The sequence below is a fragment of the Aeromonas veronii bv. veronii genome, assembly GCF_000820225.1.
Lineage (GTDB): Bacteria > Pseudomonadota > Gammaproteobacteria > Enterobacterales > Aeromonadaceae > Aeromonas > Aeromonas veronii.
Genome location: NZ_CDDK01000034.1, coordinates 27,483 through 43,872, shown reverse-complemented (window position 1 = coordinate 43,872; position 16,390 = coordinate 27,483). Strand labels below are relative to the sequence as shown.

Genomic DNA, 16,390 nt, shown 5'->3' with positions numbered 1-16,390 from the left:
GGATGATTAGACCACTACAGGAGATACCTAGGACACCCATCTTTTGGGTTATCTTTTGGGTTCGGGCTATGCTACGCCTTGCTCAAAAAGGTGGGTGTCCCAGATTTGTTTGATTAAAACTTCCTCAATACTGCTTGATTTGTACACTTGGCACCTAACGCCCGCAGCCGCAATGTAAAAGCCGTCACCGTGCCTGCGATTGTTAGCTGACAACTATAATCTGTTACCCTTTGAAAGGTTGCAACGCTCACAAAGTAATTGCAAGTTCCTAACCGAATTGCTCCCACCTTTCGAAAACGGAACAATATGATCAAAGCATAACTTTGCATTGGAGCTACATTCTACGCACTTACCTCCATCCCTTTGCCAAACCTCCCTCTGAACCGCTCTTGGTATGGCCTCTCGGCGCGGCTTCACTGGCTTAGGAATAGGCATTGAAGATATATCGACACGAATCAAGCTTTCGTCAGTGACAGGTTCAGGCTGTAGGTTCTGGCGTGGCTTAGCCTTGAAATCAGGTAGTGGCTGAAAGGACTTAAAAGCATTGATGTAAGCTATCAGATCATCAAGCTCTTCAGTGCTGGTGATGATGAGTTTTAGAGCAGGCTTTCCCTTTCCTAACCCTGGGGATGGATAAGTATTACTGTGCCGACCAGATTCAGCTGCATATTCCAGAGCTATTTCTGGTACAGATTCCGAATCTGGGGGGTATGGCAGCCATACAAAAGCATAATCATCTTTATTTGGTTGATCTGTTTGAACTACTACACCAAGGTCACTTCCAACATCCCATGCAGTGACTTTCACCGTTTCACGCGATGGCAGCCCGAACTCTTTGTTAATTCTGTCTATCACCTGATTTTTAAACATCAAACTAAATTTCCTATCTACTGAGATGTAGCTAACGCCCGCCTAAGGGGCTGGCAACGCATTACCACTACACTCAAACACAACAACTGCAACCACCGCGGCTCAATGGGACTGGAAACGCCGCGCGTTGACAGTCCCTCTTGAGGCGTTTGTTATGTGCGTGGTTGATTCGATACGATTTTAACCCATTGAGCTCGCCATGCTTGAGGTGGCATCTCGTCAGGCCAAAACTCTTTTTGTTTAGTGATTAATCCATTCTCAACAGTATGGAATGTAATAGCTCTGGCTTTTTGCACACCATCTGTTATCGATACATCCGTTACAACGCTATCGCCTTCACATACAACAGAGTGAATGTTGAATAACCAATGACCATTTGCAGGATAGTGCGCATTAATGGCTACAAAATTCTCTCGGCCAAGAATCAATTCGCCTGACTGAGGCCAAAAACCTTCGAAATCCAAGCTTAAGAACTCACTGGCTTTGGCAAAGTCATTGGTTTTCATAGCATTCCAGAATGACAGTACAACGTCCTTGGAATTCATATTTTCTCCATTAGCACATAACAGTGATTAGATAGAAGGCGGCACTAATCCGTTAGCAGAGCATTCCATATAACTCCGTAACATTCTCACTGCCGCCAAGTAAAAACAACTATTAAATCATAATGTTACCCTTTTGCTTCTTATGCTGGGCGTATTCGCTTGACTTCCTCTTTTTGCGCCACCGTTACCACTGTATAAAAAATCAGTTCTCAGCGCACTCTTGGGACGCGCCGCCAGATCACGCCTGCGTGAGCAGGTCAGAAATCAGCATAAGGGCGAAAAATGGGACACCCACCTTTCTGAGCGCCGCGTAGCGGTCAATAGTGCCGTAGGGTGCCATAAAATTGCACCTCTACTTTTGTTCCTCATACCTTGCCCAAAAGCCGCTCTGCAAACGGTGCGCTGCGCTTATTGCACCCTATGTGTTTCGTCAATTCGCTGGGGCGGTGTTGCTGAGCGCCATGCCCCGTCACCAAGGCAATAAAAGGGGCGATCTGCGTCCCGAATTCTTTATAATGCCCCCCTTTAAATCGCCGGACCCGGGTTCGGCGCGCGCTGATGGTCGCTGTGCCATCAGGCAGATCATCAGGATTGAGAAACGGTTATGCATACTCTGGAACAGCTGCGCGCAGGTGAACTGTGCGGTGCCCGCCATCTGAAGCTCTCTGAAAATCTGACGGAGTTCCCCACCGAGATTTTGAGCCTGAAAGAGACGCTGGAGGTGCTGGATCTCACCGGCAACCAGCTGAGCACGCTCCCTGACGAGCTGGCCGGGTTTGGCAAACTGCGCATCATCTTCTGCTCCGAGAACCGCTTTACCGAGCTGCCCGAGGTGTTGGGACGCTGTCCGGCGCTCACCATGGTGGGTTTTAAGGCCAACCGGATTGCCACCGTCTCGGCCAGGGCGCTGCCCGCCGGTTTGCGCTGGCTGATCCTGACCGATAACGCAATTGAGCAACTGCCTGATGAGTTGGGCCAGTGCGACGCCCTGCAAAAGCTGATGCTGGCGGGCAACCGCCTGCGCGAGCTGCCGGCCAGCCTTGCCAACTGCCGCAATCTGGAGCTGCTGCGCATCGCCGCCAACCGCATCGAACGCTTCCCCGAGTGGCTGCTCTCGCTGCCGCGCCTTTCCTGGCTCGCCTACTCGGGTAACCCCTTTAGCGAAGGGGAGGAGGCGCGGGTCATCGATGATACCCATGTCGCTCCCCTTGCCTGGGAGACGCTGGCGCTGGGCGAGTTGCTGGGCCAGGGGGCATCCGGCGTTATCCATCGCGCCACCCTAGTGGCTAATCCTGCTGATGAAGTGACTCAGGCGAGCGGCAGAGCCGATGCCAGTCAGGTGGCGGTCAAGCTGTTCAAGGGGGCGGTGACCAGCGACGGACTGCCCCGCTGCGAGATGGCGGCATCGCTGGCGGCGGGCAGCCATCCCAACCTTATCAAGGTGATAGGCAAGGTGGCGGATCACCCCTCCGGCATTCCGGCGCTGGTGATGGAGCTGATCGACCCGGCCTTTGCCAATCTGGCCGGGCCGCCGAGCCTGGACTCCTGCACCCGGGATGTCTATCCCGAGGGGCTGCATCTGAGTGTGCCGGATGCGCTGGCGATGGCCCAAGGCATCGCCTCGGTGGCGGGCCATCTGCACCGCGCGGGCATCATGCACGGGGATCTCTACGGCCACAATATTCTGTTTTCCCGTGGGTCTGACGCGCCGGCTCGCGCTCTGCTGGGGGATTTTGGCGCCGCTTCCTTATATGACCGCAGCGACCGCGAGCGGGCGCTGGGCCTTGAACGACTGGAAGTGCGCGCCTTTGGTTGCCTGCTGGAAGAGCTGCTGGCCCATTGCGATACGCAAGACTCACCGCTCGATGGGTTGCATCAGCTCAAAGCGGCCTGCCTCTCGGAACTCCCTGCCGATCGTCCCGATTTTACTTATATCGAGCTTCAGCTGGCGGCTGCTCGCGCCACGCTGTCGTGATTTTTCTGGCGTTGGCAGGCACGTTTTGGCCTGCCAACGTCATTCCTTTCATTCCTTCATCGCCATACACCCATGACGTTATTGCATGGGTTGGTATACCTCTGCCCGTCATAAACGAACCCAATAGCGCTCATTGCGACAGCGAGGCACACGGCAAGGGGATGTCCCGTCATTCGCTCGATAACACGCTGGGGCTGCACGGCAAAAAGGGGAGGGCAGAGGGTTGCGCGGTGCCGGTTAAGTTGTGATATTGAGGCATCTTTAGTACAGAAGGGTAATAACGATGGAAGCTGCGTTTTGGCATCAGCGTTGGGAAGAGAACCGGATTGGCTTTCATCAGGCGGACTTCAACCACTGGCTGCAATCCTGGTGGTCAGCCCAGCAAGCGGACGAGCCGGTGCTGGTTCCCCTGTGCGGCAAGTCCCGCGACATGCTCTGGCTCAGCGCTCAGGGCCATCCGGTCGACGGTTTCGAGTTATCGAGCCTTGCCGTCAGCCAGTTCTTCAGTGAAAACCAGCTCGCCGCAACCGTGAGCGAGGTGGGCCCTTATCAGTGCCATCAAGTGGACAGCCTGCGCATTTTTCAGGGAGATTTTTTCGCCGCCCCCAGTCTGGGTCGCCGTTACCGGCTGGTCTATGACCGTGCGGCGCTGATCGCCCTGCCGACCGCGATGCGCCGCCAGTATGCGGCCCTGATCAGTTCGCTGGTCGAGACCGGTGGCCAAATCTTGCTGGTGACCCTTGAATATCAGCCGGAGCAGCAGACTCAGCCCCCCTTCTCTGTGGGTGAGATGGAGGTGCGAGCGCTGTTCGAACGGGACTTTCGTATCGAGGTGCTGGGGCGCGCCGCCGAGGTGGATCACCCGCGGGTGCTGTCGGGTCAGCTCTCCTACTTCGATGAGGTGGCCTACCGACTGGTTCGCCGTGGCTAACGGGCAGCTAACGGGCGACCAAAGGGTGATCTGCGCCGACAAATTGTCGGGCTGCGCGCTCTTCGCTACCTCCTTTGACGTAGATCAACGTGACTGATGGGGGGAGTGCCTAATATGAGGCTGTTTCTCAATCACTGTTGGCATTGCAAAGCGAGTATCGGGTCTTCCCCGCTTGCTGATCAGCAACTCAGTGTCTGATTTTCACGCTCATGTTCACTTTTGGCGGCTTTGGTCGCAATTGTTATGGTTTTTCCAGCCGACCCAGATGGGTCGGCTTTTTATTGTCTGTGATTTGCGGTGGGAAGGAAAAACGGGGGATGTCGAGGCCTGATCAGGCCTCGAAGGTGGCGGCATTGAGCCGAAATGCTCGTGGATCGTCGATAAACTGGCCGGTGATCCGCTCGTCATGTTCGTGCCCCTGACCATAGCTGCAGAGGATCAGCCGATCGGAGGTGCGCGAGCGCAGTTGGGTGATAAAGCGCACCAGATCGGCGCGGCTCAACTTGCCCACCTCGTCGCAGACTCTTTCGCGCTGATCAAACCCCAGATCCTTGTTACCGATGCTTACCCACAGCCGCTGGCCGCGACTGCGCAGATTGGCATCCCGCTCGCTCAGCTGGGCTTGCAGCCCCGCCTTGCTCTCCTGCCACTGCTGCTCGGTAAATTCGAGCATGGCGAGCGGGAAGAGGTCGATAAACTCCTCCACTGCATCGAGCAGGATCTGCGGCCCCGCCACCGGCGACTGGATATAGAAGATCAGCCCCGGATGGCGATTGAGGGGCAGGTTGCCGGCGCCCACCACATACCCCAGTTGCTGGCGGGTGCGCAGCTCGTGAAAGAAGGTAGAGGACATGATGTGGTTCGCCAGGGTAAAGCAGGCGAGATCCCGCGCCCGGGTGGTGCGGGACTGGTAGTAGACCAGGAGCGCCGAGTCTTCGTGATCGCAACCCTGCTCGCGAATAAGGGTGCCCCTGTCCTGAATGGAGATGAGCGGACGACGGGTCTCGCCGCTCGGCTTGCTGCTGGTGCCATTGATATCGCTCAGGTGGCGCTCCATCAGGGCGGCAAGCTCCAGCGCTTCGGCAGCAGTCCAGTCGCCGTGTACCAGCGCCTCGACATGCACCTCGCCAAACAGCTGGGCCACGAAGCCGGGCATCTCCTCCAGCTCGACGGTGCGCAGGTGGCGTAGCAACTGCTCGAACGGCGGGTTGTTGGGTTGCAACAGGCTGGTGAGCTGGTTAAAGAGCTGGGAGATGGGGCGCGCCTTGGACTGGTTATCCCAGTTGCGAATGAGCTGCTCCTTGATCTCGGCGAAGCGACCCGGATCCGGATACCCCAGGGTGCGGTTGCCGAGGATCATGTCGAGCAACAGCGGCTGCTTGTCGGCAAAACCGCTCAGGTTGATGGTAAAGCCCCCCTGATGGGCATAGATCTGGTAACCCAGCCCCGCCAGCTCCGCCGGATAGGTGAGGGCGTTGAGGTGGTCGGCCAACAGCTCCACGGCGAGGCGCGCCATGGCGATATTGCGCGGATTTTTGACCGCATGTTCGCTGTCGATGGAGATATAGAGATTGCCCTTGGGCACGCTGAACAGGTGCTCATGAAGGTGCCAGAGGCGAAAACCGGGGCGATCGATAAGGCAGGCGGGCATGTCGGCGGCAAGCTCTGGTGTGCGCGGATCGAGCCGGCTGCTGATAAAGGGGTTGGGCTTGGGCAGCGCCAGCGCCGGATCCGGCTCGCTCTGCTGCCAGCGAATTTTCTCGGCCTCGGTAATGGTCGCCACGCTGTAGGGGGTCTGATACCAGCGGGCCAGCCGATCGGTCGCCACTTCCGGCGCAGTGATGGTGATACGCAAATTGTGCGGGGTGAGCTTGGCTAGGAAACGGCGGATCAGCCCCTCGTCATATTCGCGCATCATGTAGTCGCCGTAGAGCAGATCCTCAGGTTTGTAGCTAAAGAGGTTGAGCACCAGCCCCGACACCGTATCGAGGGGGCGGCCGCGCTCCTGAAAACGGAATGCCGATTCGAGCACGGTCCGTTTTTCGTCGTAGCGCCAGCTCTGCAGCCCTTCGCGGCCAATCAGTTTCAGATAGCCAAACAGGGCGGCGAGGATGTCATCCACATGTTCAAGGCCCAGAGGGGTGAGGCCGAAGTTGACGCCAAAATCCTTGAAGTTGGCGCCGCTGATGCCACCGCCCGCCGAGAGCTGATTGACCCAGCCTTTCGCCTTGAGCAGGGAGAGCAGGCTGCCATCCCCCTCGTATCCAATCAGATGGCTCAGGAAGGTGAGGGGCTTTTTGTCGTAAAACTCGTCCACATTGGGCAGGGGGAAGCTCAGCGACAGCTTGCGGGTCTCCTTGACCGGATTGATGTGGATGCGCACGCCGAGATCGTCGAGCCGGTAGAGCGGCATGGTGAGGGTCGGGGTTCCCAAATTGCGATTCAAAATGGGAGCAAAGTAGCGACAGCACCACTGCAATTGGGTATCGATGGATTCCGGCGAGATCATCACCAGCGCCATGCGATCCGCGCTGTAGTGGCTTTCGTAAAAACGGATAAGGTCGGAGCGCAGATCCCGCCCCGGCAGATCGGCCAAGGTATCGAGGTTGCCCACCGAGAACTTGGAGAAGGGGTGCGCCGGGTTGACCGTCTCTTTATGCACCTGATAGCTGCGGCGCATGTCGTCCTGCAGCTTGAGGCGATACTCGGAGTCGACCGCGTTGCGCTCCTTGTCCACCCACTCCGGATCAAAGGTGGGGCAGATAAAGAACTGGGAGAAGCGATCCAGCCCCGCTTCGAAGAAGCCGTTGTCGATCTCGAAGAAGAAGTTGGTGAACTCGGTACCGGTCCAGGCGTTGTTGCTGCCGCCATGACGGCTCATAAATTGCTGGTACTCACCAGGCTTGGGGTAGGTGCAGGTGCCGAGAAACAGCATGTGCTCCAGAAAATGGGCCATTCCCTGCCGATCGGCGGGGTCGTCAAAATGGCCGGTATTGACCGCCAGTGAGGCGGCGGATTTGTCGGTGTCGGGATCACAAATCAACAAGACCCTGAGCCGGTTGGCCAGCTCCAGAAAATGGTATTGCCGATGGTCATTGGGACTGGCATATGGGCTCATTGGCGTGTGACTCACGTTGGATTTATTTGAATTTAAACATGATTATCGACCCCGCTATCCCGTCAGGCAAACCCTTTTCTGAGAGGTAGCGCAATTGTTTCCACACCCGTGGCGGGGTAAGATCCCCCGGCTATCAAAACAGGCCCGTTGGGCGAGGTTGTAATGAAGATCTATATCATGCGTCATGGCCAGGCTGGCATGAATGCGAAAACAGATGAACAGCGTCCATTGACCGAGCAGGGTATTGAAGAGTCTATCCAGATGGCCCGCTGGCTGGCGCCTCAGCTGATTGGCCCGCTGGATCGGGTGATCCACAGCAACTATCTGCGGGCACGCCAGACCTGGCAAGCCATATGCAGTGAATTACCTGACGCAGCAGCCGTTGAAGAGAGTGGCGACATTACCCCTTACGGTGATCCCGCTTTCGTGGCCAGCTACCTCACCACTTTGGCGCAGCAACATGACCAGATCCTGATGGTCAGCCATCTGCCGCTGGTGGGTTATCTGGTGCAAAGCCTCTGCCCGGCCGCAGGAGCACCCATGTTCGCCACCTCGGGGATCGCCTGTATCGAGTGGCACGATGGCAAAGGAGCCTTGCTCTGGCTCGAAGGGCCGCATACAATAGGCTAAAAGTTAATAAAAAGTTATATATTGAATTTTTTGGGAAGAGATGGGCGAGTTTTCCGGATTTTTATAAATACTTTACGGAATTAATTCGCAGAAGCTGCTGTCATACGGATACAACTGCAAGAGGTTGCAAACGATGAGAGTGTTCAAGAAGTACCTGCCACTGATGGTGGCAAAGCATGTCAAAACCTTCTTTAAAGGTCGGATTTACATCCATGGTCGGGGGCGGTTTGATTTCCAATCCGGTTTGTTGCTGATGCCGAATCCGGCGGATATTCCCCACCGCCAGACAGTCACCGAGGTCAACGAGCTGATCTCCAGACTGCACATGGATGCCGCGTGATGCGCTTCTGAACCTGTTTCTGCACTGATATGCCCGCACTTTTGCGGGCATATTTGTTTCTGGCGACTGGCGTTCATCATGTGGCTGTTCAGGCCCACACCTTTGTTTCTCTCCCATCGCCCCCTATACTGGCCCGCTGTTGTCTCTTCGGTCTGGATCCTCTCATGCCCCTTGCCTTTCTGTTTCCCTTCTCCTGCATTGCCATCTGGGCTGGCAATGGCATCGTCAGCAAACTGGCGGTTAGCGTTTTGTCTCCTGCAGCCTTGGCCTGGTCGCGCTGGGTGGTGGCTGCGTTGGTATTAAGCCCGTTTCTGGCCCGTCGGGTATGGCGTGCGCGTGCCCGCATTCGTGCCGGTTTTTGGCAGATCGCCATGCTGGCCTTGCTGGGCATGGTGCTCAACCAGACTTTTGGGTACTACGCGGCGCAAACTCTGGGAGCCACCGAGATGGGGTTGATGATGGGACTGACGCCGCTGCTGACCGTGTTGTTCAGCATCTGGCTGCTGCGTGAGCGGCCCACCTGGGGCGCCGTGCTGGGGGCGCTGCTCTCCATCCTTGGCTTGTCTATCTTGCTGGGGCAGGGGGACCCGACCCGACTGTTTACCCAAGGCATTCATATCGGCTCTGTCTATATGCTGATTTCGGCCGGTACTTATGCCCTTTACAGCGTGCTGCTCAAGAAGTGGGATCTGGGGCTCGACAACTGGTCGCTGCTCTACGGTCAGGTGATCTGCAGTGTGGTGATCCTGACCCCCTTCTTTTTGCTGGTGGATGGCCACTGGCCGGATGGCCGGGCCCTGTGGCTGATCCTCTATGCTGGTATCCCCACTTCGGCGCTCTCGCCCTGGCTCTGGATGCAGGGCATCGCCCTGCTCGGCGCCAACCGTACCGCCATCTTTATGAACCTGCTGCCGGTGATGACGGCTGGCCTTGCCATCACCCTGCTGGGTGAGCGGTTGACCAGCTATCACCTGATCGGGGGCGGTCTGACCCTGCTGGGTGTCTTGCTGGCACAGCTGCTGGTGCGTCCGGTGGTGATGGGGCGCCGCCGGGTGGTGCTCGCACCCTGTCCCGAAGAGTAATCTTGCGTGAAGGTGTAAGTAGGCCCAATGGCCCGTTTGGCTGCCAATGAAAAGCGCCTGCAGCAATGCAGGCGCTTTTTATATGATCAAGCAGCGCCAGACAGGTTACTGGGCGACCAGATAGAGGTCCCGGCTATAGACGATGTCTTGCGGGCTCTCATAGGGATAACCCTTGACGAATGGCTTGAGCAGTCGCGATTTGACGTAGAAGTAGAGCGGCGCGATAGGAGCGTCGGCCTCGATCAGTGCTTCTGCCTGCTGGTAGAGCTGATTGCGCTCGGCTGCATCCTGCGAGTCGTGAGCCTTGGCCAGCAGGGCATCGTACTCCTTGTTGAACCACTTGCCGCTGTTGGCACTGCTGCTGGAGGTCAGGATATCGAGGAAGGTGGAGGCATCGTTATAATCCCCGTTCCAGGAGTAGCGACTCACCCCGAAATCCCCCTCGTTCAGTGCCGAGACCATGGTTTTCCACTCCATGTTGTTGAGGGTGGCGGTGACCCCCAGGTTGTGTTTCCACATGGAGGAGACGGCTAAGGCGATTTTCTTGTGGCTCTCGTTGGTGTTGTAGAGGATATCCACGCTGAGCGGCTTGTCCGGGCCATAACCCGCTTCGGCCAACAGGGCTTTGGCCTGCTTGATCCGCTCCTCTTTGCTTTGCTGCTGACTGGCCGGTTTTTTCAGGTCAAAGCCATCGACACTCGGTGGGGTCAGGCTGAAGGCGGGCAGTTGCCCTTGTCCCAGGATCTTGTCAGTGATGGTCTCCCGGTCGAGGGCCAGAGAGAGCGCCTTGCGCACTTTCGGATCATCGAACGGCTTGCGGTTCACATTGAACACATAGTAATAGGTGGCGAGCATGGGGGCGCTGACCAGGTCTTCCGGGCTCTGGCTCTTGATGTGCTTGTACTGCTCCAGCGGGTAGGTGGTGTAGTGCAGCTCGCCAGTGCGGTAGCGGTTGTAGGCGGCGGTTTCGGAGACGATCTCCAGATAGACCACCTTATTCAGGACGGTGTGCTGGTTGTCCCAGTAGTGGGTATTGCGCTCGGCACTCAGCCGTTCGTTGGGGGTCCACTCCTTGAGTACAAAGGCACCGTTGGAGACGATATTGCCCGGTTTGACCCAATCCTTGCCGAATTTTTCAATGGTGGCCTTGGGGGCCGGGAATGTGGTGTAGTGGGCCAGCATCTTCAGGAAGAAGGGGACCGGATTTTTCAGGGTTACCTGCAGGGTGTGGTCATCGAGCGCCTTAATCCCGAGCTCTGACGGGCTCTTCTTGCCCTGGATCACCTCGCCAGCATTGACCACACCGGTCAACTCGATAAACCAGGCGTAGTTGGAGGCGGTCTTGGGGTCGGCCGCCCGTTGCCAGCCGTAGACATAATCGGCGGCGGTGACCGGTTCACCGTTAGACCATTTGGCCTCGGGCCTCAGCTTGAAGGTGTAGACGGTCCCGGTTTTGTCGACCTCGTAGCTGACAGCGCCAGCGGGCTGGGTCTTGCCTTTGCTATCCAGTACGTAGAGCCCTTCAAACAGATCGTTGACGATCTCGCTACCGGCACTCTCTTCCACCAGCTGGGGGTCGATGGTGGTGGGTTCGGTGCCGATATTGGTCACGTAGATTTGTTGGGCATCCGGCAGCAGCTTGGTACCGGTAGGCACCTGGGCAGCCCAGGCGGGAAGGGCAAACAGTCCGGCTACCATGCCGGCAATGAGAGTCTTGTTCATTGATAATCCTTGAGTTTTATTTGCTTCCAAAGCGAAATCAGTGTGCTGGATTGGCGATCGGATCTCAAGAGGCAATGGCTGAGGGAACGGCAGGCCCATCAGACTCCATTTTTAATGGCCCAAGGCCAGTCAGCTCATGGCTTTCAGCAGGTTATTGCCACGAATTAAGGGGCTGAAAGTTATCGATTGAAACCGAATAAAACGCGTCTTTTACCATAACGTGAGGCGAAATAGCCTATTTAATAGGCCGCTTAATTCGCTGCAAAAACAAAAAACAGACGTTACATTAGGTTACAAATCAAGGCCGCCGGTGATCGGCATTTTTTTTGCCGATGCCTGCAAACGTTTTCAATGCCAACGGATGCGATCTAAAGGAACAAAAATGCGAAACATGATCACCATGGGTGAGTTCATCGTCAAAAAGCAGGCGGATTATCCTACCGCGACCGGCGAGCTGACCTCGTTGCTCAGCTCGATCCGCCTTGCTGCCAAGGTGGTGAACCGGGAGATCAACAAGGCGGGACTGGCGGATATCATCGGTTCCATGGGCGCTGAAAACGTACAGGGCGAGGTGCAGCAGAAGCTGGATGTCTACGCCAACGAACGCTTCAAGGCGGCGCTGGAAGCGCGCGGCGAGGTGTGTGGCATGGCCTCGGAAGAGGAAGAGGACTTCGTCGCCTTTGACTCACCGCTCTCCAAAAACTCCAAGTATGTGGTGCTGATCGACCCGCTCGATGGCTCCTCCAATATCGACGTCAACGTCTCGGTCGGGACCATCTTCTCCATCTACCGCCGTTTGAGCCCGCAGGGTTCGCCGGTGACGCTGGAGGACTTCCTGCAACCGGGCAACCGTCAGGTCGCCGCCGGTTATGTGGTCTACGGCTCCTCCACCATGCTGGTCTACACCACCGGTTTTGGCGTCAACGGCTTTACCTACGATCCCTCTATCGGCTGCTTCTGCCTCTCCCACGAGAACATCCGCATTCCGGAAGAGGGCAAGATCTACTCCATCAACGAGGGTAACTACATCAAGTTCCCGGACGGGGTGAAGAAGTACCTCAAATATTGCCAGGAGCGCGACGAGGCGACCCACAGACCTTACACCTCCCGTTATATCGGCTCCCTGGTTTCCGATTTCCATCGCAACCTGCTCAAGGGCGGCATCTACATCTATCCGTCCGGCACCAACTCCCCGAACGGCAAGCTGCGGCTGCTCTATGAGTGCAACCCGATGGCGTTTCTGGTAGAGCAGGCTGGTGGCAAGGCCTCCGACGGTTTTGGCCGCATCATGGATATCCAGCCCACCGCGCTGCACCAGCGCACCCCTTACTTTGTTGGCTCGACCAAGATGGTGGAGCGGGCCGAGGCCTTTATGCGAGAGTTCTCCGCCCATGAGGATCCAGCCAACCAGTGCTGATCGTCAGAGGTGTAGGTTGGTGCTGAGCGCAGCGAAGCCCAACATTTACCGGTGCGATTCCCTCTCCCCCCTAGGATAGGGCAGGGTGAGAGGAATGGTTTTCACTGCCCCCCTCATCCCCGCCCCTTCTCCCACAAGGGGAGAAGGGAGACGCTAGTCACCAGCCAACGTAAACAAAACGGGAGCCGATATGGCTCCCGTTTTAGTTGGCATTATCTCTCTGGCTCGCCGCCAGCGTTGCAGATATTCACAGGCTGTTGTTGGCCAGATCAGCCAGCAAACCATCCACCAGTTTCAGGCGCATGGCGCGATCCTGGGTCGGTACCTGGAAACGCAACCGGGTCGGCCCGTCCATCTTGTAGACCCTTGGCTGGCTGGAGAGCAGCTTGACCAGATAGGCCGGATTGACCTTGGTCTCCTGGGTGAAGTCGAGATAGCCGCCACGCTCGCTCATCTCCACCCGGCGAATGCCAAGGGCGGTGGCACGCTGGCGGAAAGCGGCCAGCTCCAGCAGGGTTTTGGTTGCCTCCGGCAAGAGACCAAAGCGGTCGATCAGCTCCACTTTCAGCTCCCGTAGCTCCTGTTCGTCCGCCGCGCTGGCGATCCGCTTGTACATGGAGAGGCGCATATTGACGTCCGGGATGTAGTCATCCGGCAGCAGCGCAGGCAGGCGCAGCTCCACCTCGGTGTGCTGGCTCATCAGTTGCTCCAGCGATGGCTCTTTGCCATTTTTCAGCGCCTCGACCGCCTGCTCCAGCATCTCCATGTAGAGGGTGAAGCCGACCGATTCGATCTGGCCGCTCTGATCATCGCCGAGCAGTTCGCCCGCGCCACGGATCTCCAGATCGTGGGTCGCCAGCGCAAAACCGGCACCGAGATCTTCCAGCGAGGCAATCGCCTCCAGCCGCTTGGCCGCATCCTTGGTCATCAGCTTGGGATGGGGGGTGAGCAGGTAGGCGTAGGCCTGATGGTGGGAGCGGCCAACCCGGCCCCGCAGCTGGTGCAGCTGGGCCAATCCTAGGTGATCCGCCCGATCCATGATGATGGTGTTGGCGCTCGGAACGTCGATACCGGTCTCGATAATGGTGGTGCAAACCAGCAGGTTGAAGCGCTGGTGGTAGAAGTCGGACATGATCCGCTCAAGGTCGCGCTCGCGCATCTGGCCGTGGGCGATGCCGATGCGGGCCTCGGGTACCAGTTCCGCCAGATCGGCGGCGCACTTCTCGATGCTCTCGACGTCGTTGTGCAGGTAGTAGACCTGGCCGCCACGTTTGAGTTCACGCAGCACCGCCTCGCGCACTACCGCCGGTTCGTGCTGGCGCACGAAGGTCTTGATGGCGAGTCGTTTGGCGGGTGGGGTGGCGATGATGGAGAGATCCCGCATGCCGGACATCGCCATATTGAGGGTGCGCGGAATGGGAGTGGCGGTGAGGGTGAGGATATCCACATCGGCCCGCAGTGCCTTGATCTTCTCCTTTTGGCGCACCCCGAATCTGTGCTCCTCATCGACGATGAGCAGTCCCAGATCCTTGAAGGTGAGTTCGGAGCCGAGCAGCTTGTGGGTGCCGATGATGATATCCACCTTGCCTTCGGCCAATTCCTTCATCACAGCGCTCTGCTCCTTGGCGGAGCGGAAGCGGCTCAGCACCTCGACCCGCACCGGCCAGTTGGCGAAGCGGTCGCGGAAGTTGTCGTAGTGCTGTTGCGCCAGCAGGGTGGTGGGCACCAGCACAGCGACCTGTTTGCCGCCATGCACGGCCACAAACGCCGCCCGCATAGCCACTTCGGTTTTGCCGAAACCGACGTCGCCGCACACCAGTCGGTCCATGCTCTTGGCCTGACACATGTCCCCCAGCACCGCATTGATGGCGTTGAGCTGATCGTCGGTCTCCTCGAACGGGAAGCTGGCGGCAAACTGGCGATAGGCCTCTTTGTCGTGCTTGAAGGCAAACCCGGCGCGAGCGGCGCGGTGGGCATAGACATCGAGCAACTCGGCTGCCACGTCGCGCACCTTCTCCGCCGCCTTGCGCCGCGCCTTGCTCCAGGCTTCGCCGCCGAGCTTGTGGCTGGGCGGGTTATCAGAACCGGTGTAGCGGCTGATAAGGTGCAAACTGGTGACCGGCACGAACAGCTTGTCGCCGCCGGCATATTCGAGGGTCAAAAACTCGGTGGGCAGGCCACCGGCATCGATGGTTTCCAGTCCCAGATAGCGGCCGACCCCGTGATCCAGATGGACCACCGGCTGACCCTGGGTCAGCTCGCCCAGGTTTCTGATCACCGCATCGGAGCTTAAGTTTTTGCTCTTCTCCCGCGCCCGCTTGCTGCGCACTTTGCCGCCCAGCAGTTCGGTCTCGGTGATCAGCGCCAGTGGATCCTGACCGACCTCCTGCCACAGGAAGCCACGTTCAAGCGGTGCAACCAAGAGGCCGTGGCGATCCGGGCTCGCCATAAAGGCGTCGAGGGAGGGGAACTCTTTGGGGTGCAGCGAGATACGCGCCAGCAGATCGCCGAGCACCTCCCGTCGCCCTTCGGATTCCACCGCAAACAGGGTGCGCCCGGCAAAGCCTTGCAGGAACTGGTTAAGCGCCAGCAGAGGTTGCTCCTTGCTGTGATCGAGTTGCAGATCGGGCAGCGCGGAGATGGGCAGATCGTGCTGACCGGCATCACCGGCGGTGGCGGCCTCTTGCAGCCGCACCGCGCCATATTGGCCGAGGGAGGCAAAGAGCTGCTCCACCGGCAGATAGAGCTGGGCCGGGGGCAGCAGTGGGCGGGTGTTGTCCCAGCGTCTGTCTTCATAGCGCTGGCCGATGTCGTTCCAGAAGCGCTGGGCGGCGGGGTAGATATCCCCCACGGTGAGCAGCAGGGTCTCTTCCGGCAGGTAGTCAAACAGGCTGGCGGTCTGGTTGAAGAAGAGCGGCAGATAATACTCGATGCCGGCGGGCCAGCGTCCCTTGCTCACCTCCTGATAGACGGAACCCTCGGCCCGCGACAGCTCGAACTGCTCGCGGAACTGGCCGCGAAACAGTTCGATTGCTGCCTCGTCGGTAGGGTATTCCCGGGCGGGCAGCAGGCTGACCGTCTTGACCGGTTCGCTGGAGCGCTGGGTTTCGGGATCGAACGGGCGGATGGAGTCCACTTCATCGTCGAAGAAGTCGATGCGATAGGGGCTGCTACTGCCCATGGGGAAGAGATCGAGCAGGGAGCCGCGGGCGGCAAATTCGCCATGTTCCAGCACCTGATCCACCGCCACGTAACCCGCCTCGGCCAGCCGCCCGCGCAGCTGTTGCAGATTGAGGCGCTGGCCGGCCTTCACCATCAGGCTGTATTTGTCGAGATAGACCCGGGGGGCGCAGCGCAACATCAGGGTGGAGATGGGGACAATCAATACCCCCTTGCTCATCTGCGGCAGCTTGTAGAGAGTCTCGAGCCGCTGGGAAATGATGTCCTGATGAGGAGAGAAGGTGTCGTAGGGCAGGGTCTCCCAATCGGGGAACAGCAATACGGGGGCGGACTGATCGGCTAGCTGCTTGTCTGCCAGCAAATACTGAAGCTCCTGCTCCAGGCGCAGGGCGCTCGGGGTATCGGCGGTGATAAGCAGTACCGGCCCCTTGGCTTCACTGGTGAGACGGGCTGCAATCAGCGAGAGGCTGCTGCCGACCAGCTGGCCGAGCGTGATCTTTTGGCCCGCTTTGGCGGGCAAGGCGGGGAGTGTCATTGGCATGGTTCGATTCTTTTAACGTTGACGTTATCTATCGCTGAC

11 protein-coding genes are annotated in these 16,390 nt (G+C 58.1%); 6 read left to right on the top strand and 5 right to left on the bottom strand.

Features of this window, described 5'->3' with window-relative positions; genetic code table 11:
- Positions 1-213: 213 nt before the first annotated feature.
- Together BN1139_RS21060 and BN1139_RS15170 are read right to left on the bottom strand one after the other, a co-directional pair.
- A complete protein-coding gene (locus BN1139_RS21060) occupies positions 214-870 on the bottom strand; it encodes an HNH endonuclease (protein ID WP_005351294.1) in 657 nt (218 codons plus the stop codon).
- A 152-nt stretch (positions 871-1,022) separates the two neighbouring features.
- Entirely contained in the window at positions 1,023-1,415 is a 393-nt protein-coding gene (locus BN1139_RS15170; RefSeq protein ID WP_041202691.1) for a nuclear transport factor 2 family protein, read from the bottom strand.
- 604 nt (positions 1,416-2,019) lie between these two features.
- Between BN1139_RS15170 and BN1139_RS15165 the strand changes: the two genes are divergently transcribed.
- The gene (locus BN1139_RS15165) at positions 2,020-3,390 is read left to right on the top strand and encodes a leucine-rich repeat-containing protein kinase family protein (protein WP_005351304.1); all 1,371 of its coding nucleotides are present in this window, start codon (positions 2,020-2,022) and stop codon (positions 3,388-3,390) included.
- Between the two features lie 283 nt (positions 3,391-3,673).
- A complete protein-coding gene (locus tag BN1139_RS15160) occupies positions 3,674-4,321 on the top strand; it encodes a thiopurine S-methyltransferase (RefSeq protein ID WP_005351307.1) in 648 nt (215 codons plus the stop codon).
- 331 nt (positions 4,322-4,652) lie between these two features.
- On the opposite strand, the gene BN1139_RS15155 is transcribed toward BN1139_RS15160, so the two are convergent.
- A complete protein-coding gene (locus BN1139_RS15155) occupies positions 4,653-7,439 on the bottom strand; it encodes an insulinase family protein (protein ID WP_005351310.1) in 2,787 nt (928 codons plus the stop codon).
- Positions 7,440-7,601: 162 nt separating this feature from the next.
- On the opposite strand from BN1139_RS15155, the gene sixA reads away from it, so the two are divergent.
- From sixA to BN1139_RS15140, 3 genes are all read left to right on the top strand, one after another.
- A complete protein-coding gene (gene sixA, locus BN1139_RS15150; protein ID WP_005351311.1) occupies positions 7,602-8,069 on the top strand; it encodes a phosphohistidine phosphatase SixA in 468 nt (155 codons plus the stop codon).
- A gap of 133 nt (positions 8,070-8,202) precedes the next feature.
- Entirely contained in the window at positions 8,203-8,409 is a 207-nt protein-coding gene (locus BN1139_RS15145) for a DUF1107 domain-containing protein (protein WP_005336998.1), read from the top strand.
- 164 nt (positions 8,410-8,573) lie between these two features.
- The gene (locus BN1139_RS15140; RefSeq protein WP_005351313.1) at positions 8,574-9,491 is read left to right on the top strand and encodes a DMT family transporter; all 918 of its coding nucleotides are present in this window, start codon (positions 8,574-8,576) and stop codon (positions 9,489-9,491) included.
- 105 nt (positions 9,492-9,596) lie between these two features.
- On the opposite strand, the gene BN1139_RS15135 is transcribed toward BN1139_RS15140, so the two are convergent.
- Complete coding sequence (locus BN1139_RS15135) at positions 9,597-11,213, bottom strand: peptide ABC transporter substrate-binding protein (protein WP_005351315.1); 1,617 nt, start codon at positions 11,211-11,213, stop codon at positions 9,597-9,599.
- A 382-nt stretch (positions 11,214-11,595) separates the two neighbouring features.
- Here BN1139_RS15135 and fbp point away from each other — a divergent pair, with 382 nt between their 5' ends.
- A complete protein-coding gene (fbp, locus tag BN1139_RS15130; protein ID WP_005351317.1) occupies positions 11,596-12,630 on the top strand; it encodes a class 1 fructose-bisphosphatase in 1,035 nt (344 codons plus the stop codon).
- Between the two features lie 247 nt (positions 12,631-12,877).
- Here fbp and mfd read toward each other — a convergent pair whose 3' ends face one another.
- Positions 12,878-16,345 (bottom strand): transcription-repair coupling factor, encoded by a 3,468-nt coding sequence (gene mfd / locus BN1139_RS15125; RefSeq protein WP_005351319.1) that lies wholly within the window; start codon positions 16,343-16,345, stop codon positions 12,878-12,880.
- Positions 16,346-16,390: the final 45 nt, after the last annotated feature.